This window comes from Celerinatantimonas marina, assembly GCF_046054165.1.
In the GTDB taxonomy this organism is placed as follows: Bacteria; Pseudomonadota; Gammaproteobacteria; order Enterobacterales; family Celerinatantimonadaceae; genus Celerinatantimonas.
Genome location: NZ_JBFNXK010000011.1, coordinates 45,526 through 66,836 on the forward strand (window position 1 = coordinate 45,526; position 21,311 = coordinate 66,836).

Below are 21,311 nucleotides of genomic sequence, written 5' to 3' on the forward strand. Positions count from 1 at the left end.
GCGTATGCTAAAAAAGCGAATCGCCTTACGTGATCACAGTGCCGAATCATCATTATTTTTTCGGCGTGCACTCTTAAGCTTATTAGTTGTTCTGGTCTTAATGGCGGTTCTTTTTGGTAATCTTTACTACTTACAAGTTAAGCAATACCAAAAGTATTCTACTCGATCCAATGATAACCGGATCAACGTTTTGCCCATTGCACCTCCCCGAGGCCTTATTTATGATCGGAATGGGAATTTACTCGCTGAAAATAAACCTTCATTCGATCTTCAGCTTATCCCGGAAGACGTCAAAAATATTAAACAGACAGTTGCTGAGCTCACACAACTGCTCAATATTGATCAGCAAGATTTAGACAATTTCTACGACGATCTCAAACATACCCGCCGTTTTAAACCGGTTGTTCTGATGAGTGAGTTAAGCGATCAACAGGTGGCGAAATTCAGCGTCAATCAATTTCGTTACCCCGGGGTGAGCATTGAATCTCACCTCACCCGTTACTATCCCTACGGTGAAGCACTCACGCATGTGCTAGGTTATGTTTCACGGATCAATGAACAAGATCTGAAACATTTAAATGCCGAAGGCGAATTAAGCAACTATTCAGGCACTCGAAATATCGGGAAACTGGGGATAGAACGCTACTACGAGCAAATTCTACACGGCACAGCGGGCTACCAAGAAGTTGAGGTCAATAACCGCGGGCGGATCATTCGGACACTCCAAGTCCAACCGCCGCAACCAGGCAAAGATCTCTATCTAAATATTGATATTAACTTGCAACTGCAGGCTCAAGCGATGCTGAGCGGTAAACGGGGGGCTATTGTGCTATTAAGTACCGCCGATAGTGGTGTCTTAGCCATGGCCAGTAGTCCCAGCTATAACCCCAATGCTTTTGTCAACGGGATCAGCGCCAAAAACTACAATGCACTTCTGAACTCAGCCGATCGTCCTCTCATTAACCGAGCCTCTCAGGGAACTTATCCCCCCGCTTCAACGGTCAAACCATTATTAGCCGTCATGGGGTTGGAAAAAGGGAAAATCACAACGAAAGATCGAATCTTTGATCCCGGATGGTTTCAAATTCCCAATACCAAACGAAAATTCCGCGACTGGAAACGATGGGGACACGGCTGGGTTGATGTGCATAAAGCCATTAAAGAAAGTGTGGATACCTACTTTTATTGGCTCGCCTTTAATACCGGTATCGATACGATTCATGACTATATGAGCAAATTTGGCTTTGGGCAGTACACGGGTATCGATATCCACGAAGAAAGTAAAGGGAATATGCCCAGCCGGGAATGGAAACATGTTCGCTACCACCAACCTTGGTGGCAAGGTGATACTATTTCGATTGGTATCGGTCAGGGATATTGGACCGCAACGCCACTGCAACTTGCTGAATCTATTAACATCCTAGCCAGTAACGGTAAAATAATCACGCCTAGGATCCTCAACAGTATTGCCGCCAATGGTCGTAGATTACGGGTTCCACCAGATGTCAGAAAACCCATTCAACTTACGGATATCAATCACTGGAAAGTTGCACAAGATGGCATGTATGCGGTAGTCAATGAACAACACGGTACAGCACATCGGGCTTTTCTAGGAGCCAATTACACCGCCGCGGGCAAGTCAGGTACGGCCCAAGTCGTCAGCCGGGCCGATGGTGAATCGTTAGATGAAAAAGAGCTCAGTGAGCGCCACAGAGATAACGCCATGTTCGTCGCCTATGCCCCATTTAAAAATCCTAAAATTGTCGCCGCCGTCGCTGTAGAAAATATTGGTGGAGGGAGTGCCCATGCCGCACCACTGGTTCGACAATTATTTGATAGCTATTTCGCGCATGAACCGGAGTTAGTATCTAATGAGTAATGCGACAACCAAACAACGAGAATCGCTGTGGTGGAAACTGCATATTGACTGGCCACTATTACTCGGTCTGTTACTCATACTGGGATTGGGCGCTTTTATTCTCTACAGTGCCAGTGGTGAAAATGAAAGTATGGTCATTCGACAGGCGATTCGTGTCGGACTAGCTGTATTTATCATGATCATCATCGCCCAAATTTCTCCCGATACATTTCGTCGTTGGGCTCCTCCTCTGTTTATTGCTGGTTTTTTAATGTTAATGGCGGTGCTAGTCATTGGTCATATTGGGAAAGGGGCACAACGTTGGCTGGATTTAGGTATTTTTAAATTTCAGCCTTCAGAAATTATGAAACTGGCCGTCCCGCTTATGGTATCCCGTTATGTCAGTCAGCACCCACTTCCGGTTGGATTTAAAAATCTGATGATCGGTTTTGGGATTGCCCTCGCGCCCACATTGCTCATTGCAAAACAACCCGATCTGGGAACATCTCTGTTAGTCGCGGTTTCTGGTATTTTTGCCCTCTTCTTAGCCGGAATGAGCTGGCGTTTAGTAGGGGCAGCTCTTGTGGCAGTCGCCTCTTTTGTCCCCGTGTTGTGGTTTTTCCTGATGCATGATTATCAGCGTCAGCGAGTACTCACATTACTCAATCCAGAAAGTGACCCATTGGGTTCGGGTTATCACATCATCCAGTCGAAAATCGCTATTGGTTCCGGCGGTCTTTTCGGTAAAGGCTGGATGCATGGCACCCAAAGTCAGCTGGATTTTATTCCCGAACGGCATACAGATTTTATCTTTGCCGTATTTTCAGAAGAGTTCGGACTTATTGGGATCACCATTCTTCTTGCTCTATATTTGTTTGTTATAGCCCGTGGACTGTATATTGCTGTCCAAGCTCAAACGGCTTTTGAGCGATTGTTAGCTGGCAGTATTACCCTTACCTTTTTTGTTTACGTTTTTGTAAACATTGGGATGGTCAGCGGAATATTACCTGTCGTCGGAGTACCACTTCCTTTAATTAGCTATGGAGGAACATCTATCGTGACTCTTCTAGCAGGTTTTGGCATTCTAATGTCGATTCAAACTCACAGACGTTTTTATGCTCAATAGGACATGTATGCGATATCTGACCGGGACCTTACTTCTCATGAGCTGTGCAGCATCACTTGCCCTGCCAGCTACCGCTGCTGGCCTTTCTGACCCGCAGCAGCTGCAACTAAAAAAATTAAGCCAAGCCACACAAACTGACTATTCTCAATTACAACAAGCAATTAAGCTGGCACAAAAAGATGATGCCGTTATCACGGCGATCACTAAACCTTGGGAAGCCAAGCCCTGGTATCAGTATCAAGGATTATTCATTCAACCCAAACGCATCCAACAGGGTGTTGAATTCTGGAAACAACATCATCAAGCCTTAATGCAAGCCGAAAAAACGTATCAGGTCCCAGCCCAAATCATCGTTGCAATTATCGGGGTAGAAACATTCTATGGTCGTTTTAAAGGCAATTATCCGGTTCTCGATTCACTGTATACATTAGGTTTCCATTACCCACCCCGTGGGGCTTTCTTTCAAAAAGAGTTCGCCGCATTCGTTCGCTTGAGTCACCAGCAAAACTGGCAACTTAGAGATATCAAAGGCTCCTATGCCGGAGCTATGGGATTCGGACAATTTATTCCATCGAGTTATCTACACTACGCTGTCGATTTTAATCATGATGGCCATATCAATATGCTAACTGATCCTGAAGATGCTATTGGCAGTGTCGCCAATTATTTCCATCAACATGGATGGATCTTCGGTCAACCAGTTGCCACAGCGCAAACTGCATCTAACCCTGCGGTTCTAAAAATGGCGAATCGGGAACTAAAAACTCGTTACTCATGGCAACAACTTGCTACGGCTGGTGCGATGACCACTGACACTATTGCTCCCCAAACTTCTGTTAACCTGTTATCGCTTCAAACAGAAAAACAGCAATCAAAAACTTGGGTGACTTTTGATAACTTTTATGTCATTACCCGCTATAACCACAGTCCGCTTTATGCAATGGCCGTTTATCAACTCAGTCAGCAGATCAAAAATGCCTATCAGCCGTAATCTTATTTATCTAATTGTTGTAAGCCTATTGCTCAGTGCTTGCAGCACTCCGTCACGTTATGCCTTGCCTCATGACCAGACACCGACCAATCCACCTAAATTAGGTTGGATTGAAGATGCACATCCACGTGTAGAACCCTTAAGTAAAGGAGGGAATAAAGACTATAGTGTCGATGGCAAACACTACAGAGTCTGGCGCGACATCAAATCATATCAACAAACCGGTACCGCATCTTGGTATGGTCTGAAGTTTCATGGACATCGAACATCTAATGGTGAAATTTATGATATGTACAGCATGAGTGCAGCCCATAAAAATCTCCCCCTTCCCAGCTATGTCCGGGTCACTAATCTTACTAATCACCGTTCTGTGATTGTACGTGTCAATGATCGAGGTCCGTTCCATAGCCAACGGATTATTGACCTGTCCTATGCGGCGGCTTACAAACTCGATATGCTTGCATCAGGAACAGCCCCGGTACAAGTGACGCTTATTGATCCAACCCAGCCTGCACCGGCCCAAACTAATGACCCAACCAATAAAGCGCAGCCTTCAGCAGACAAACCTATTCCGGCTGAATCTCAAATGTTTGTACAGTTGCTTGCAGTAAAAACAATGGCAATTGCGCAGCAACAACAAAAAGTATTGGAACAACAGGGATATCCCGCTGTCATAGTAAAGTCGGGGGACTGGCTTAAATTACGAATTGGTCCCTATGCAAACCGAATACAAGCGCTACAGACAAAAGAGAAGATACAAAAACAGTATGAACACGCGTTTATCGTAACATTGGATCATTCTCAGGATTCATCCGCATCTTCAGCAAAGTTTTGATATGATAATGAGCGATATTAATTAACCCGTGATAACAGTCATCCTTTAACCAATAAGTGTCATGATGAGAAATAGTTTGATTAAACGATTAAAATGGGCCGCATTATGTAGCGCCTTCACTCTATCCGCCTCAGCGATAGCAGCCCCTCATGTTGTTCCTGATGCCCCTGCCGTTGCCGCTAAAGCTTATATTCTGGTCGATTATGATTCAGGGAAAGTTCTGGCTGAAGAAAATGCAGACGAACGCCGAGCCCCGGCGAGTCTGACTAAAATAATGACTAGCTACATTATTGGCCAGGAAATCAAAAGCGGTAACATTAAACGTGATGATCAGGTCACCATTAGCAAAAATGCCTGGGCCAAAAATTTCCCCGAATCTTCAAAAATGTTCATTGAGGTCGGCAAACAGGTCAGCGTCGGCGATCTAAACCGTGGGATCATTATTGATTCCGGAAATGATGCCTGTGTTGCAATGGCGGAATATATCGCAGGAAGTAGTGATGCTTTCGCGCAGTTGATGAATAGCTGGGCTAAACAACTGGGTATGGAGCACAGTCATTTTGTGAATCCTCACGGACTGGATAACCCGGATCATTATAGTACGGCGCGAGATATGTCGATTTTGGCCGGACATCTGATCCGCGATCTACCGGACGAATATAAAATCTATGCCGAAAAATCATTTACCTTCAACAAAATAACCCAATACAACCGCAACACGTTGTTATGGGATAAAAGCATGAATGTTGATGGGATGAAAACAGGCCACACCAGTAATGCTGGCTATAGTCTGGTAGCTTCCGCAACTGATAATGGCATGCGTCTGATCTCAGTCGTCATGGGAACGCGTAGCATGCAAGCCCGTGAAGCTGAAAGTAAAAAGCTGTTAACCTGGGGGTTCCGCTTCTTTGAAACGGTCAAACCTTATAAAGCTGGTGATAGCTTTGTAAAAGCGCGGATCTGGAAAGGGGATCTGGATGAAGTCAGTCTGGGGGTCAATAAAGATGTGGCCGTTACATTGCCCCGAGGACAGGCGAAAAACTTAAAAGCCAGCTATCAATTGAATAAAACGCTGGAAGCCCCATTGAAAAAAGGCGATGTAGTCGGCACTTTACAATTTAAATTAAACGATAAAGAAGTAGCCAGTTACCCATTAGTTGCGCTGGAAGATGTGCAAAAAGGTGGCCTATTTAAACAAATGGTTGATTACATAAAACAATTATTTGCTGGCTGGTTCTAAACTCGGCAAAACAAGACAAACTGCCTTTTTCAAGGTAAAATAACATTTTTAACACGCCGGCAACTGCCGGCGTTTCAACATATCAATGACACTAAGATCATGAACAGTAAATTCGACGAATATCTTGAATTCCCTTGTGCTTTTACTTTCAAAGTGATGGGCGTTGCAACAGAAACTCTTGAGCAGGAAGTTCTAGAAGTAGTCCAGCGACTGGCTCCCGGTAATTATTCACCTTCTAGTCGCCTCAGTACCAAAGGAAACTATCGTTCAGTTTCATTAAGTATTCAGGTCACGAGTAAAGAGCATATTGAAACTCTGTATCAGGAGCTTGGCGCAATTGAAGACGTTCGTCACGTTTTATAACTCATGAAAAAAAATCTTTGTCCATTACAGGTCATTCACTGGGGTCTTGCTGATTACCAGTTCATGTACCAAAAGATGCACCAATTTACCGATCAACGTGATGAAACCACCGTGGATCAGATTTGGTTTGTCGAACATTCCCCTATCTACACGCAAGGTCAGGCGGGTAAAGCTGAAAACGTTCTGGATGCCGGTACGATACCCGTTTTTCAGGCTGATCGCGGAGGACAGGTCACCTATCATGGACCCGGACAAATGGTCGCCTATCTGCTGCTGGATCTAAGACGCCGTCATCTGGGAGTCCGAGAGCTGGTAACTCTCATGGAACAATCCGTAGTCGATACCTTGGCCCATTATCAGATTGAAAGCTACCCGAAAGCAGATGCTCCGGGGGTCTATGTCAACCAGAAAAAAATCGCATCGTTAGGTCTGAGAGTTCGTCATGGATGTACTTTTCATGGTTTGGCTTTAAATATTAAGATGGATCTCACGCCTTTTCAGCATATTAATCCCTGCGGCTATGCCGGGTTAGAAATGACCCAAACTAGTGAATTAGGTGGCCCTACTTCGGTTACGGAAGCCATTGAGACTTTTTTACCAATTTTTGCCGATCGACTCGGTGCTCCACTGAGTGAATAATTATTAGGAAAGCGCATTATGAGTACAACCAAAAAACGTTTAGAACCGGGAGTCAAACTGCGTGACGCCGATAAAATGGCTTATATTCCCGTAAAAGTTCTGGAATCAGAAGATGAGCCGTTGCGGAAACCTGATTGGATGCGTATCAAACTGCCGTCCAGTACCAGTCGAATCGATGAAATCAAATCGGCGATGCGCAAAAATAATCTACACTCAGTCTGTGAAGAAGCCTCTTGTCCCAATCTAGCCGAATGTTTTCATCACGGAACGGCAACATTTATGATCCTAGGGGATATTTGTACCCGCCGTTGTCCTTTCTGCGATGTAGGGCATGGTAAACCCTTGGTACCAGATGCCGGGGAACCCGAAAAACTAGCTCAGACCATTGCAGATATGAAATTACGTTACGTTGTCATCACATCCGTTGACCGGGATGACCTTCGGGATGGGGGTGCCAGTCACTTTGCTGAATGTACGCGTAAAATTCGTGAACTTTCACCCTCAATCCAGATTGAAACACTGGTCCCTGATTTTCGTGGACGGATGGAAAAAGCGTTAGAAGCCATCGATCAAAACCCACCGGATGTATTCAACCACAACCTTGAAACATCGCCTCATCTTTATAAAATGGCTCGCCCGGGTGCAGATTATCAATGGTCTTTGAAACTGCTAGAAGAGTTTAAAAAACGGCATCCAGATATTCCAACCAAATCAGGATTAATGATGGGGTTGGGTGAAACCAATGAAGAAATTCTACAAGTCATGCGCGATCTTCGGGCTCATGGTGTGACCATGCTGACACTTGGACAATATTTGCAACCGAGTCGTCATCATCTTCCAGTTAAACGCTATGTGACACCTCAGGAATTTGAGCAACTCAAAGAACAGGCTCTAGAAATGGGCTTTACCCATGCAGCCTGTGGTCCTTTAGTTCGGTCTTCATATCATGCCGATCTACAAGCTCAGGGCGTTGAAGTTAAATAGGCGATGTGATCACTATGACTGAGCGTCGCTAATGTAAATACGAGATGCCCAATATTGGTCTAAAACAATTTTTAGCCCAATATTGGGCATTTTCACTTGAAATTATCCGATGATCATTTATGGTGCTTCTGCTTAAAACTGTTGACTCATTCAGCATTGTCTAGTCATTGATTCAGGCAGTCCGAATGCGTTTTATAGCACTTCAACATGCCCTATAAAACAAAATTCAGATGAGACAAAAACAATTAACAATTAGTTAACAGCACTTCATATAAATTCAAATTAATTTAAGAGCAATAAGGTAATGAACCAAACACAACACAACAATAATGGATTTGCGTCAACACTTAGGGAAAGTCTGGTTTTGCAGATCATTATCGGAATCATCCTCGGTGCATTATGTGGATATTTCTGGCCAACCTATGCCAATAATTTTCAGTTACTCGGCGATCTATTCGTCGGTGGACTAAAAGCCGTAGCTCCTATTCTGGTTTTTATCTTGGTTATGGCATCCATTGCGAACCATCATAAACAATCGCAAACCCATCTGAAGCCCATTATTTTTCTCTATATTTTCGGAACATTTGCCGCAGCGATCACCGCTGTGATCATGAGCTTTCTGTTCCCAACCCAATTGGCATTAACAACCGACCAAGCCTCATTGACACCTCCTCAAGGTATTGGCGAAGTGTTACATACCTTATTGTTTAAAATCGTTGAAAACCCGGTAAGTGCCCTCCTCCAAGGAAACTATATCGCTATTTTAGCTTGGGCTATTGGCTTAGGCATCGTCATTCGTAAAGGCCAGTCGACTACCCGTGATACCTTAAGCGATTTTGCTGATGGTGTTTCAGCTATCGTGAAATTTGTCATTCGGTTAGCACCATTCGGGATTTTTGGAATTGTAGCCCATATCGTCGGTCAAAAAGGTTTCACGCCGTTGGTGACTTATAGCCACTTGCTCTTCGTGTTACTGGCCTCAATGTTTATCATCGCCTTTATCGTGAACCCAGTTATTGTATTCTTTAAACTGCGCCAGAATCCTTATCCTTTGGTTTTCCGTTGTCTACGCGAAAGTGGTGTGCCCGCCTTCTTTACCCGAAGCTCCGCAGCTAATATTCCGGTCAATATGGAATTATGTCGGAAACTGGGATTAGATAAAGATACTTATTCAGTATCTATTCCCCTAGGAGCTACCATCAACATGGCAGGGGCCGCCATCACGATCACCGTATTATCATTGGCGACAGTTCATACGCTGGGTATCCACGTCGATTTTGCAACTGCATTATTGCTAAGTATTGTGGCAACTATTTCAGCTTGTGGGGCTTCCGGTGTTGCGGGAGGGTCACTACTGCTAATTCCTCTGGCCTGTAGCTTGTTTGGTATTTCAAATGATATCGCCATGAAAGTGGTATCTATCGGCTTCCTCATCGGTGTGATTCAAGATGCAGCAGAAACTGCATTAAACAGCTCAACCGATGCTCTATTTACAGCAGCATCTTGCCTCAAAGCACAAGGCAGTACTATTGGTGAAGCCGTCAGAGAAGAAGCCTAATCACTTCATTCGTATCGGGTCTCTTATCCGTTGATAATATTCTATAGATAAGAGATTTTATTCACCGATTCAATCAAACTGAATCCATAAAAAAAGAGAAAAGCTAATCGCTTTTCTCTTTTTTAACCCTGATGAATCAATTATCTCTTAACAAGAGACTTACGAGCGAATCAGATAATCCGCTACACCAATCCACTTATAACTTGTTAATGCATCCAATCCCATGGGGCCCCGGGCATGTAACTTCTGAGTCGAGACCGCAACTTCGGCACCTAAACCAAACTGTCCCCCATCGGTAAATCGAGTGGAGGCATTGACATACACCGCCGCTGAATCAACCTCATTCATAAAACGTTCAGCTTGAGATAATTGCTCTGTTAAAATAGCATCCGAATGGCTAGCCCGATGTGCATACATATGCGCTAATGCTTCATCGATATTGGAAACTACTTTAATCCCCAATGTCAGACTCAACCATTCTGTATCGTAATCACCATCCTGCGCTAAACGAATCGAATCGGAAAGCGTCAAATAAGTAGCCGCTTTACCGTCAACAACCAAACGCACCCGATCATCCTGCATCCGTGCCGCTACTTTAGGTAAAAATTCAGCCGCTATCGATTCATCCACCAACAACGTGTCCAGAGCATTACAGGCTGAGGGGCGCTGCACCTTCGCATTTTCAATCACACGTAATGCCTTATCCTGCTGCGCCGATGCTTCAACATAAATATGGCTAATTCCAAAGCCACCAATAATCACTGGAATCGAACTATTCTCACGACACATACGATGCAAACCTTCACCACCTCGGGGGATGATCATATCGACATAAGTATCCATCCGCAGTAACTCAGCCACCCGAGCCCGATCCGGATCGCTGATATATTGAACCGAAGCCAGAGGGAACTGCACTTTTTCCAGCGCCTGCTGAATCACCTGAATGAGGGCTAAATTACTCCGTAATGTTTCTTTACCACCGCGTAAAATAGCCGCATTGCCGGTTTTAATACATAAGCTAGCAATATCAATGGTCACATTAGGCCGAGCTTCATAAATGACCCCAACCACGCCCAGAGGAACGCTACGGCGACAGAGCCGCATGCCATTATCCAGGATCCGGCTATCAAATTCTCGCCCCACGGGATCAGCCAAGGCAATCACATGGCGAACATCTTGGGCCATTCCCATCAGGCGACTCTTATTCAACATTAAACGATCCAACATCGCATCGCTCAACCCTTGTTCCCGGGCATCAGAGAGATCCTGTTGATTCGCTTCTAAAATTGCTTCCAACTGAAGTTCTAATTCGTCCGCAATAGCGGCCAGAGCCTGATTTTTTTGAGATGTACTACATTTCATTAACTGCGCAGCTGCAGCTTTAGCCTGTTGCCCGATCTCATTTAGATTCATTTCCATATATCTCCTTCAGCCGTTAATTGCGTAACGACTAAATCATCTCGATGAACAGCTACCGGTCCATAGGCCACACCTAAAATCTCTTCAATCAAATCAGAATGTTTGCCTTTAATTTTCTGCATATCACTCGCTTGGTATCGGCAAAGGCCTCGACCAATACACTCACCTTGAGGATTAATTATTTTTACAATATCACCCCGTAAAAAATCACCGCGAACAGCAACAATCCCTTTGGGTAATAAACTGGCCCCATCATTCAGCACTGCTCTACAGGCACCATCGTCCAAGACCAATTCACCGTGAGGAGGAGGCCCGGCTAAAATCCATTGTTTTCGATGTTCTAGCGGAGTAATAAGGCCTGGGAAACGCGTGCCGACCAATTCACCCTGAGCAACCCGAGAAATGACCTGTTCAGCCCGCCCAGCTGCAATCGTCACGGTGATCCCCGCACGACGTGCAATATCGGCCGCCTGTAATTTAGTCATCATGCCACCGGTTCCTAAACCACCGGCACTTCCACCTGCTAACCGCCGCAGCGTATCATCAATAATACGGACTTCAGGGATTAGCTCCGCATTTGGATTGCTCCGGGGATCGGCCGTAAACAGACCGGGTTGATCCGTCAGTAGTAACAGTTGATCGGCATCCGCTAACATGGCAATCAAGGCCGATAAATTATCATTATCACCCACTTTGATTTCACTGGTGGCAACCGCATCGTTTTCATTAATCACCGGCACGATGCCGTGATCTAAAATCGCTCGCAATGCATCCCGGGCATTTAAATAACGTTCTCGATCATCTAAATCGGCGCGCGTCAACAGCAATTGCCCAACGTGCAACCCATACAGATCGAATAAATTTTCCCAGACCCGGATTAACTGACATTGACCGACTGCGGCGAGCATCTGTTTATTACTCATGGTTAAATCTTTCGGCCCCATGACCAGATATTCACGACCAGCAGCAATCGCACCAGAAGAGACAATCACAATCCGATGTCCTTCTTTTCTTAACTTGGCACACTGACGCACCAACTCGATCATATGCGCACGATCCAGCCGGGTGGTGCCTCCTGTCAGAACACTTGTTCCTAACTTAACAACGATAGTCTGTTTTGACATTTTAGGTGATCAATCAATTCGAAAAAGGGTAGTTTAGCGGATCAAAGCACTGCTCGAACAGTGCTTTTTACAGATATCAATGAAGATTTAAGCTGCGAGTACCCGACTGGGATCAAGCTGAGATGAAGGGGTTAGTTCAATATCGAGTTCATCCAATAATTCAAGCAGCTTTGTATAAAAGTTTTGCAATGTATCCTGAACATTTTTCTGATAGGCATTCGGAATTGCTTTTTCCTGCCAATTCCCCTGTTTATCGAAAAATCCATACCAATAGCAATATTCAAAGTGCCCCTCTTGAACGGATAACGTCAGCCACCAGCCATAAAATTCCCTAATTTCAGGATCGACACGAGCATCTGCACACTCACTGAGACAATCGAAAAAATAACACGTCGTATCACTCAATGGCTGTCTCAAATAGGGTCCAAGTGAGTTAAACCGATTAATTAAACGTCCATGTGATGGCCATTGCTCAGACATAATTGTTCCTCTACTGACAAAAACTAGGCGCTGTTTTTTATCTTTGGTGGTTGAATTTGTTCAAACTAAGCGTAATTAAATCCTTCGGGCAGCGCTTGAGCGCTTGTTTATAATGTTAATTATTTATTCATAGCTCAATTGTTTTTTCAACCAATTTCCGCATTTTATGAAAATTTTGGGTAATTGCTCTTCTATTGATACACCTTTTAAACGTTCAAAATCGTGATGAACCGCCATCTGCTTAAGACTCTCAATATCATCTTTCTCACAAATGATATCCCGATCATGATAGATACAGTACAACTGCCCATTCCAACTATGACGTCTGAGCATCCCCTGTTTTTTCAAAGAAAAAGCCGATAAATGTGCGGCTAATCTATCCCGTTCCACTCCCATAGATCCCAAACGGTTCAGTACACCATCCACCACGACTCGGGGCAATGCATCTAAGCGTTGCTGAGATTGGAAAATACTATCGACAGCCGGACCAATACATACCAGATACTTCAACTCATTAGCATGAAGCTGAGCCAGCCGAATCATGCTATGTGCCGCCCAACGAACGCCAACTAACCCAACCCTTTTGGAATCAATTCGCGGATTTTCCTGCAATTTTTGCCAGAGTAGTTCATAAAGCCGACTACTGTCTTCCTGCCATCCCCAACGTCGGTTTAAACCATTTCCGGCAAAATCGATGACAAATAAGCCAATCCCCGCCGCCGCTAACTGGTTTTCGAACCACCCCAATAATTCGCTATACAGCATCGAAAAATCACAAGCAACAATAATCAAAGGAACCGCCGTATCAGAGGACGGTACATGCAAATATCCTCCGGCGGAAGCTTCGCCTTGAGTTCCATCGACAATAATTTTCTCGAAATGATCCACCTGAGAACTTTGTTGGATCACCTGTTGATAATAACGATCCACCAATACCTGAGCTCTATCCGACAACTCATCCCCTTTCAAATGAGGATATGAAGCAATCGTTGCCGCAGTAACCGCCCGATAACTTGGTTTCTCCCGTTGCAATCCCACCGCATACGAAAGCCATTCGTAACACCAACTTCCAGGCTGATACCCTTTCACAGTATCTAACAATGCACTGGTCCGGGAACGATGACTCATGGCAATCTGCGACATAATCTGCTGAGTTTCGATTACTGAAATTCCCAGAGATTGCCACCAATTAAAAGAAAATAGACGATACCAACAATGCAGTTCGGTATTTTTAAGTAATGAGGCCGGCTGTTCATTTTCTAACTGACTGGCCTGAGGATTCATAATCGCTGATGTTTCAATGACAGATGAATGCGATTTAAATAATTGCTCTGAACGAGTTGTCACACATCCTCCTTAGCAACAAAGAAAAGATAGCCTATCATCAACAAACATAATAAAAAAGCCACGGGAGTTCCCTCACGTGGCTTTTGCGACTTCTGTTAAATATTATTCATCGCAGATAGGTTTGACAAAGACTTCAGCCATATCCCAGGGCTGTTCAATCCAAGTGCCTTGTGGGACTTCTGTCACAAAATCATCCACGAGCGGTTTACCCTGAGGTTTCGCATAAACCGTAACAAAGCGCGCTTTGGGATACATTTCCCGAATCGCTTTTGCAGTCCCACCGGTATCGACCAGATCATCAATGACAATGAAACCTTCACCATCCGTTTCCACTTTTTTCAGCACATGTAAGTCCCGCTGATTATTGTGGTCATAGCTTGAAATACAGACCGTATCCACATAGCGGATCCCTAATTCACGAGCCAGTACCGATGCAGGAGCTAATCCCCCACGACTCACGGCAATAATTCCGGTCCACTGGGTGGCTGGCATCAGGCGACGAGCTAAAGTTCGAACATCACGCTGCATTGTCTCCCAAGAGACATGAAATTTATCTGTCATAAATGACCTCTATTCTACAATTGGGACTTAAGCGAAGTAGAACCGCACCAAGAACAACACGGTGAGACACCAAACACTTATTGAAATATCTTTAAAACGACCACTTAACACTTTGACTAAAGTATAAGTGATAAAGCCCAAAGCAATACCATCCGCAATCGATGATGCCATTGGCATCATAATCGCAGCGACAACCGTCGGTGCTGCTTCAGTTAAATCTTTCCAGTTAATATGAGCCAGCCCGGAGAGCATTAAAGTACAAACGTAAAACAAAGCACCGGCCGTTGCATATTTAGGGATCATGCCAGCCAAGGGGGAGAATAGCAGCGCCAACAAAAATAGAATACCGACCACAACCGCAGTCAAACCAGTTCGGCCACCCTGTTCAACTCCGGCACCACTTTCGATATAACTGGTAATACTGGATGTTCCGAACAAAGCACCAATCATGGTAGCAACAGAATCGGCTAATAGTGCTTTTTTAAGCCGTGGCAAATTACCTTTTTCATCCAGCAGATTACCTCGCTGGCAAACGGCCATCAGTGTACCTGCCGTATCAAACAATTCAACAAACAGAAAGGCAAAAACAACGCTGATCATGCTGACGTCAAATGCGCCGCTGATATCCAATTTAAAGAAAGCAGCCGATGGATTAGGCGGCATCGAGATGACACCGGTGAATTTGTTCATTCCAAAGATCAATGACAGAACCGTTACGATCAAGATAGCGATCAACACGCCACCTTTTACTTTTTTAGCTTCAAATCCGATAATGAGAAAAAAGCCTAAAGCCGCCAACAACACTTCAGGGGAACGTACATCCCCCAACTGAACCAGAACGTCAGGGCTTGGGTTACCAACGACAATTCCGGCATTTTTTAAAGCGATAAAACCTAAAAATAAGCCAATGCCCGCAGCGATACCGATCCGTAAGCTCGTTGGGATCGAATTGATGATCCATTCTCGAATTTTAAATAAACTCAATAATACAAAAATGACCCCTGACAGAAATACCGCACCTAAAGCGACCTGCCAGCTATACCCCATTTTGGCAACGACGGTATACGTGAAAAACACGTTAAGTCCCATTCCAGGAGCAACCGCAATCGGATAATTAGCGTAAACCCCCATGATGATACAACCCACAGCGGCAGCCAGACAGGTCGCAACAAATACAGCACCATGATCCATATGTGCCGATGCTAAAATCGATGGGTTCACAAAAATAATATAAGCCATCGTCAAAAACGTGGTCATTCCGGCCACCACCTCTGTCCGTACGGTGGTGTTATGCGCCCGAAGCTTAAAGAGTTTCTCTAACATAACCTTAATGTATTCCTAGAAAATGGACCTGAGTTACCGACTTCTCTGATAACTGGAGGGATAAATAAAAGCGCATATTATAGTTACAGTCTCAGCGGTTGACCAGAGATGGATCAATACTTATGGACTCTATTGCAGATGGAAAGCCACAGACGAACTAATGACATAACCCTCATTATTCATGATATTGTGATGCCAATAACCGCAGTCAGTATCGAAGCTCAGACGATAAAAACCCCGCTGATAGAAGGCATATAATCTACTCTCTTTTACGACCAAAAACAGTTAAACTCAATGTATTCCAATCAATAAAGAGGTTTTACTGTGGCTAGCTTAACAGAGCTTCAACCAACATCGCTTTGGCACTTTTTCAATCAAATTTGTTCGATTCCGCATCCGTCTTATCATGAGCAAGCTTTAGCCGAATGGATCATGAATTGGGCGAAACAAAAAGGGATTGCCGCGAAACGGGATGATGTCGGTAACATTATTTTAAGTAAGCCAGCAACTGCAGGCATGGAGGATCGTAAAGGAGCGATCCTACAAGCTCATTTAGATATGGTTCCTCAGGCCAATTCCGATAAACAACATGATTTTACATCCGATCCCATTGAAGCTTATATCGATGGGGAATGGGTTACTGCAAACGGAACTACACTTGGTTCTGATAACGGGATCGGTCTGTCCAGTATTCTGGCCGTATTCGATGCCGATAATATTGCGCATGGTCCACTAGAAGCATTACTCACCATGACTGAAGAAGCCGGTATGGATGGTGCTTTTGGCCTCAAAAGTGGCTGGCTTGAAGGCTCCGTCCTGCTCAATACAGATTCTGAGCAAGAAGGTGAGATCTATATGGGATGTGCCGGAGGTGGAGACACACAGGCAAAATTCAAAGCGGACTGGGTCAACGCACCTGCCGGACAAGCCTACCAGATCCAAATTAAAGGTTTGAAAGGGGGACATTCCGGATGTGATATCCACACCGGCCGAGGGAATGCCAATAAACTACTTGCCCGACTATTAAATGAATTGACTCGGGAGTTCAGCTACTCATTAGCTTTCATTGCTGGAGGTAGCCTGCGTAACGCTATTCCACGAGAAGCTCATGCCACCATTATTGTCGCTCCAAACAATACGAATCAACTGGAAAAATTTATTAGTCAATATCAACAAACCCTGCTCGATGAGCTAGGCAATGTCGAATCCAGTCTACAGATTTCATCTCATCCTACTGATAAGCCAGAGCAAGTCTTTAGTCCAGACCTCACTTCTCGAGTATTAAAAGCGCTCCACGCCAGCCCGAATGGGGTGATCAGCATGAGCCAAGAGATGAAAGGTGTTGTTGAAACATCTCTAAATATGGGCGTACTCTCGACAACAGAAGCCGGTGATATTACCGTTCGGTTCTTAGTTCGGTCATTGGTAGATAGTCATCGTAAACATGTCGAACGCGTTTTAGCTTCGCTCTTTTCTCTGGCCGGTGCTGATATTCATTCCGACAATGGCTATCCCGGATGGAAACCCGATCCACATTCGCCAATTATGGAAATCGTTCGTGATACCTACCAACACTTGTACGGGACCAAACCCAATATCATGGTGATCCATGCAGGCCTGGAATGTGGTTTATTCAAAACGGCATACCCACACTGGGATATGGTTTCATTCGGACCGACCATTAAGTTTCCCCATTCACCCGATGAAAAAGTCAATATTGCATCTGTTGCAAAATACTGGGCGCTGCTCGTGGAAACATTGAAAAACATTCCTAAAGCCGCATAAAACACCAGCTAAAATGATCTCTCGGACTCCGCAGGACAAGAGAGATCATCAAATAAATTTAACTGACGTTGTAGTTCATAGGTTAAATTGACGGAAATGCCGATGAGCCGAACATGCTTCCCTTCACCTCGTTCATAAGCTTTCTCCAGCAAAGCCTGAAGCTCCGAATTATCTAAAACATGACTTTGACAGGCCACTGTCGTTTGTAAAAAATCTTGGAATTTTAGCTTCACTTGAACGCCTTTAAACAATCGTCCCCTCAAGCGATGTTGTAACTCAGGAAGGAGTAGCTTTAATGCTTCAAAACACTGTTCAAGACTTACTAGGTCATTCGGATAAGTATGCTCAACTCCCACCGACTTTCGGATCCTTGAGACCTCAACGGCCCGAAGATCAATGCCCTGTGCTCGCTGATGCAAAACTGGGCCGAATTTACCAAACCACTGTTGCAACTGTTCCGGAGCATACTGAAGAACATCAGCTCCAGTTTTAAGTCCGTAAGCTTCAAGCCGTTCAGATGTTTTCGGCCCAACCCCCGGAATTTTACGCAGTATCATTTGCCTCGCAAACTCTGCGGCCTGATCAGGACGAATCACAAACAAACCATCCGGTTTATTTTCTTCAGAAGCGATTTTGGCTAGAAATTTATTGGGCGCGACTCCAGCTGAAGCCGTCAACCCTGTATCCCGAAAAATTTGAGCCCGGATCTGTTTTGCCATTAACGTCGCACTCCCTTGACAAACCTGAATGTCACTCACATCCAAATACGCCTCATCCAGCGATAACGGTTCTACAAGGGGGGTATATGATAAAAAAATCGCTCGAATTTGCTCTGAGATACTACGATACAAATCCATTTGCCCTCTGAGCAACACCAAATCCGGGCATAATTTCAAAGCCTGTGCCGTCGACATTGCCGAATGGATCCCAAACTTACGAGCGGGGTAATTACACGTTGCAATCACCCCCCGTGAGCGAACAGCTCCCCCCACAGCGATGGGTTTATCTTTTAAGGATGGATTTTCACGCATCTCCACAGCGGCATAAAAACAATCCATATCAATGTGAATAATTTTACGCATAAAAAAATAGCTGTATATCCATACAGCTATTTTAGTCGACTCTTGAAATTTGTCACGAAACTATTCGTTATATAATCCGATTTTTCTCAATCATCTCAGCTCGTCGTTTCCGACGCTCAGCTTTTGCCATTAGGGCCTTGCGTCGATCGCACGGTTCAGGACAATCACAGACTTTTTTTAAACCTAATGAAGCAATTCCACCACAACTTCCGGCTATCGTTTTTCGCTGAAAAACATAACCCACAGCCATGATAGCAATCACAAACAGGAATACGCCGAATGTAATCAAAAAATAACTCATTCATGGTCTCCTCAAGCACCTAAGAGGCTGCTTTTTTCACCAAATATTGCTTGAATTCCGGTGTATAAAATTCAGCATAACCTTCATCTGTTTTTTCAATAATCATCACCGCCATCTTATGGGCCGTGGCAAAATCAATACTGGCCTTACGCCCCATCACCATAAATGCTGTTGCAAAACCATCGGCGGTCATACAATTATCAGCGATGACACTGGCTGATACGACCCGATTTTGAATGGGATGCCCGGTTTTAGGATCGATCTCATGTGAATAGCGAATCCCATTTTCTTCAAAATAATTTCGGTAATCCCCTGATGTGGCAATAGCTCGATCCCCCGGAGTCACAATACGTTCAACCGCTTGAGAACCATTATAACGAGGTTTCTCAACAGCGACCCGCCAAGGTTCGTTTTGATCATTGTGCCCCTGTTGACGCAATTCCCCACCAACATTCACTAAAAAGTTATGAAATCCCTGAGCTTTGAGTAAATCGGCAACCCGATCCACCCCATACCCTTTAGCAATACCAGAAAGATCCACATAAAGTCCCGGAATATCCTTCTGCCAGCCTTCAGTACTCAGATGAAGATGGTGGTAACCAATCTCTTTTTCGGCCGCACTTAATTTTTCAGGTGATGGCACTTTATCCGGACGTCCGGTTGGACCAAATCCCCATAAGTTGACCAATGGCCCAACGGTAATATCAAATGCGCCACCCGTTAATCCCGAAATTCGTAAAGCTTCTGTCACTACCGTACGGAGATGATCAGAGATAGGAACAACCTGAGTCGTTTGCTGACTATTAAACAGTGACAATTCTGATTGAGGCCGATACGTCGACATCTCATCGTTAACCTGCTCCAGTTCTTTATCCACCAGAGCCTGCAATGTCTGACCATCCGGTAATTTATCTTTCGGAGCAACGACCTTAATCTGGTAAAAAGTTCCCATGGTGCCGCCCTTCAGGGTCAGCGTATATAAATCCTCGTGCTTTTGGCACCCTAGTAATAAAAAGGCTAGCCCCAGAAAGGCCAGCCATTGTTTTAATTGAATCGACATGAATCGTTAACCACCGAAATCATCGTACAGAATGTTGTCATCTTCAACACCCAGGTCTTTTAACATTTTAGTGACAGCTGCATTCATGACTGGCGGACCACACATGTAATATTCACAGTCTTCAGGAGCCTCATGATCACGCAGATAACTTTCATAAAGAACATTATGAATGAAGCCTGTTTTACCTTCCCAATTATCTTCAGGCTGGGGATCGGACAAGGCGACATGCCATTCAAAGTTTTCATTCTCACGGGCTAACTCATCAAAGTCTTCCACATAGAACATTTCACGTTTTGAACGAGCACCATACCAGAAGCTGATCTTCCGTTTAGAATGTAAACGTCGCAGCTGATCAAAAATATGGCTTCGCATAGGAGCCATCCCGGCACCACCACCGATGAAGATCATCTCTGCATCAGTATCTTTGGCAAAAAATTCGCCAAATGGACCTGAAATAGTTACTTTATCACCGGGTTTCAAGTTAAAAATATAGGAGGACATCCGTCCTGGAGGTGCATCCGGGATCCGAGGAGGTGGCGTTGCAATACGCACGTTGAGCATAATCAAGCCCTCTTCTAATGGATAGTTCGCCATTGAATAGGCCCGAATCGTTTCATCCTCAGTTTTAGATTCCAAATTAAAGAATCCAAAATGATCCCAATCACCCCGATACTCTTCCGGAATATCAAAATCACTATATTTAACATGATAGGCAGGTGCTTCAATTTGAATATAACCACCCGCACGGAATGGAACAGTCTCACCTTCAGGGATCTTGAGTTTCAATTCTTTAATAAAAGTAGCTTTGTTATCATTAGAAATAACTTCACATTCCCACTTTTTAATCCCAAAGATCTCTTCCGGTAATTCAATTTTCATATCATTTTTCACAGAAACCTGACATGACAACCGACATCCCTGACGCGCTTCACGCTTATTGATGTGATCCAATTCGGTCGGCAGGATATCACCGCCCCCTTCATTGACAATCACCCGGCACTGACCACAAGAGCCCCCACCACCACAAGCGGACGAGACAAAAATCCCCGAGTTAGCCAAAGCGCCTATTAACTTCGTGCCAGGCTGAGTCGTAAATGACTTCTCCGGGTCATCATTAATCGTAATAGTGATATCCCCTGAACTGACGAGTTTCGATTTTGCAAACAAAATCATGACTACTAAAGCCAGTACAATCAGAGTGAACATCGCCACACCGAGTACAATTTCCATCGACT

The 21,311-nt window shown here is 44.5% G+C and carries 20 protein-coding genes; 10 read left to right on the forward strand and 10 right to left on the reverse strand.

Translation table 11 applies throughout. The features are described from left to right. The first annotated feature begins 4 nt into the window (after positions 1–4). The 9 genes from mrdA (at position 5) to sstT (ending at position 9,594) form a co-directional block, all read left to right on the forward strand. Complete coding sequence (gene mrdA, locus ABUE20_RS12725; RefSeq protein WP_408620314.1) at positions 5–1,879, forward strand: penicillin-binding protein 2; 1,875 nt, start codon at positions 5–7, stop codon at positions 1,877–1,879. After that, positions 1,872–2,984, forward strand: a complete 1,113-nt coding sequence (gene rodA / locus ABUE20_RS12730) for a rod shape-determining protein RodA (RefSeq protein WP_408620315.1) — start codon at positions 1,872–1,874, stop codon at positions 2,982–2,984. The genes mrdA and rodA overlap by 8 nt, the downstream gene beginning before the upstream one ends. Before the next feature lie 7 nt (positions 2,985–2,991). Further along, positions 2,992–3,975, forward strand: a complete 984-nt coding sequence (mltB, locus tag ABUE20_RS12735; protein WP_408620316.1) for a lytic murein transglycosylase B — start codon at positions 2,992–2,994, stop codon at positions 3,973–3,975. Further along, a complete protein-coding gene (locus tag ABUE20_RS12740; protein ID WP_408620317.1) occupies positions 3,959–4,810 on the forward strand; it encodes a septal ring lytic transglycosylase RlpA family protein in 852 nt (283 codons plus the stop codon). Before mltB ends, ABUE20_RS12740 begins: the two co-directional genes overlap by 17 nt. 64 nt (positions 4,811–4,874) lie before the next feature. After that, positions 4,875–6,050 carry a serine hydrolase gene (locus tag ABUE20_RS12745; protein ID WP_408620398.1) on the forward strand — a complete coding sequence of 392 codons (1,176 nt, stop codon included), beginning with the start codon at positions 4,875–4,877 and terminating at the stop codon, positions 6,048–6,050. 96 nt (positions 6,051–6,146) lie between these two features. After that, a complete protein-coding gene (gene ybeD, locus ABUE20_RS12750; RefSeq protein WP_408620399.1) occupies positions 6,147–6,413 on the forward strand; it encodes a DUF493 family protein YbeD in 267 nt (88 codons plus the stop codon). Between the two features lie 3 nt (positions 6,414–6,416). Then, on the forward strand, positions 6,417–7,052 hold the full coding sequence (lipB, locus tag ABUE20_RS12755; RefSeq protein ID WP_408620318.1) for a lipoyl(octanoyl) transferase LipB: 636 nt from the start codon (positions 6,417–6,419) through the stop codon (positions 7,050–7,052). A gap of 18 nt (positions 7,053–7,070) precedes the next feature. After that, entirely contained in the window at positions 7,071–8,036 is a 966-nt protein-coding gene (lipA, locus tag ABUE20_RS12760; RefSeq protein WP_408620319.1) for a lipoyl synthase, read from the forward strand. 304 nt (positions 8,037–8,340) lie between these two features. Next, on the forward strand, positions 8,341–9,594 hold the full coding sequence (gene sstT, locus ABUE20_RS12765) for a serine/threonine transporter SstT (RefSeq protein ID WP_408620320.1): 1,254 nt from the start codon (positions 8,341–8,343) through the stop codon (positions 9,592–9,594). A 159-nt stretch (positions 9,595–9,753) separates the two neighbouring features. Here sstT and ABUE20_RS12770 read toward each other — a convergent pair whose 3' ends face one another. From ABUE20_RS12770 to ABUE20_RS12795, 6 genes are all read right to left on the reverse strand, one after another. Beyond that, positions 9,754–11,007, reverse strand: a complete 1,254-nt coding sequence (locus tag ABUE20_RS12770; protein ID WP_408620400.1) for a glutamate-5-semialdehyde dehydrogenase — start codon at positions 11,005–11,007, stop codon at positions 9,754–9,756. Further along, the gene (proB, locus tag ABUE20_RS12775) at positions 11,004–12,137 is read right to left on the reverse strand and encodes a glutamate 5-kinase (RefSeq protein WP_408620321.1); all 1,134 of its coding nucleotides are present in this window, start codon (positions 12,135–12,137) and stop codon (positions 11,004–11,006) included. The genes ABUE20_RS12770 and proB overlap by 4 nt, the downstream gene beginning before the upstream one ends. 87 nt (positions 12,138–12,224) lie before the next feature. After that, positions 12,225–12,617, reverse strand: a complete 393-nt coding sequence (crl, locus tag ABUE20_RS12780) for a sigma factor-binding protein Crl (RefSeq protein ID WP_408620322.1) — start codon at positions 12,615–12,617, stop codon at positions 12,225–12,227. A gap of 123 nt (positions 12,618–12,740) precedes the next feature. Continuing rightward, positions 12,741–13,964 (reverse strand): alpha/beta hydrolase, encoded by a 1,224-nt coding sequence (locus ABUE20_RS12785; RefSeq protein ID WP_408620323.1) that lies wholly within the window; start codon positions 13,962–13,964, stop codon positions 12,741–12,743. Positions 13,965–14,066: 102 nt separating this feature from the next. Continuing rightward, entirely contained in the window at positions 14,067–14,525 is a 459-nt protein-coding gene (gene gpt / locus ABUE20_RS12790) for a xanthine phosphoribosyltransferase (RefSeq protein ID WP_408620324.1), read from the reverse strand. Between the two features lie 27 nt (positions 14,526–14,552). Next, a complete protein-coding gene (locus tag ABUE20_RS12795) occupies positions 14,553–15,848 on the reverse strand; it encodes an NCS2 family permease (RefSeq protein WP_408620325.1) in 1,296 nt (431 codons plus the stop codon). A gap of 324 nt (positions 15,849–16,172) precedes the next feature. Here ABUE20_RS12795 and ABUE20_RS12800 point away from each other — a divergent pair, with 324 nt between their 5' ends. Continuing rightward, positions 16,173–17,633, forward strand: coding sequence for an aminoacyl-histidine dipeptidase (locus ABUE20_RS12800; protein ID WP_408620326.1), 1,461 nt, complete (start codon positions 16,173–16,175; stop codon positions 17,631–17,633). Between the two features lie 8 nt (positions 17,634–17,641). Here the strand turns inward: ABUE20_RS12800 and dinB are convergent, their stop codons facing one another. The 4 genes from dinB to nqrF all read right to left on the reverse strand — a co-directional run bounded on the left by dinB (position 17,642) and on the right by nqrF (position 21,306). Continuing rightward, positions 17,642–18,715, reverse strand: a complete 1,074-nt coding sequence (dinB, locus tag ABUE20_RS12805) for a DNA polymerase IV (RefSeq protein ID WP_408620327.1) — start codon at positions 18,713–18,715, stop codon at positions 17,642–17,644. A gap of 67 nt (positions 18,716–18,782) precedes the next feature. After that, positions 18,783–19,016 (reverse strand): (Na+)-NQR maturation NqrM, encoded by a 234-nt coding sequence (nqrM, locus tag ABUE20_RS12810; RefSeq protein ID WP_408620328.1) that lies wholly within the window; start codon positions 19,014–19,016, stop codon positions 18,783–18,785. Positions 19,017–19,035: 19 nt separating this feature from the next. Further along, entirely contained in the window at positions 19,036–20,076 is a 1,041-nt protein-coding gene (locus tag ABUE20_RS12815) for an FAD:protein FMN transferase (protein WP_408620329.1), read from the reverse strand. A 6-nt stretch (positions 20,077–20,082) separates the two neighbouring features. Beyond that, positions 20,083–21,306 (reverse strand): NADH:ubiquinone reductase (Na(+)-transporting) subunit F, encoded by a 1,224-nt coding sequence (gene nqrF / locus ABUE20_RS12820; protein ID WP_408620330.1) that lies wholly within the window; start codon positions 21,304–21,306, stop codon positions 20,083–20,085. Between the last annotated feature and the right edge of the window lie 5 nt (positions 21,307–21,311).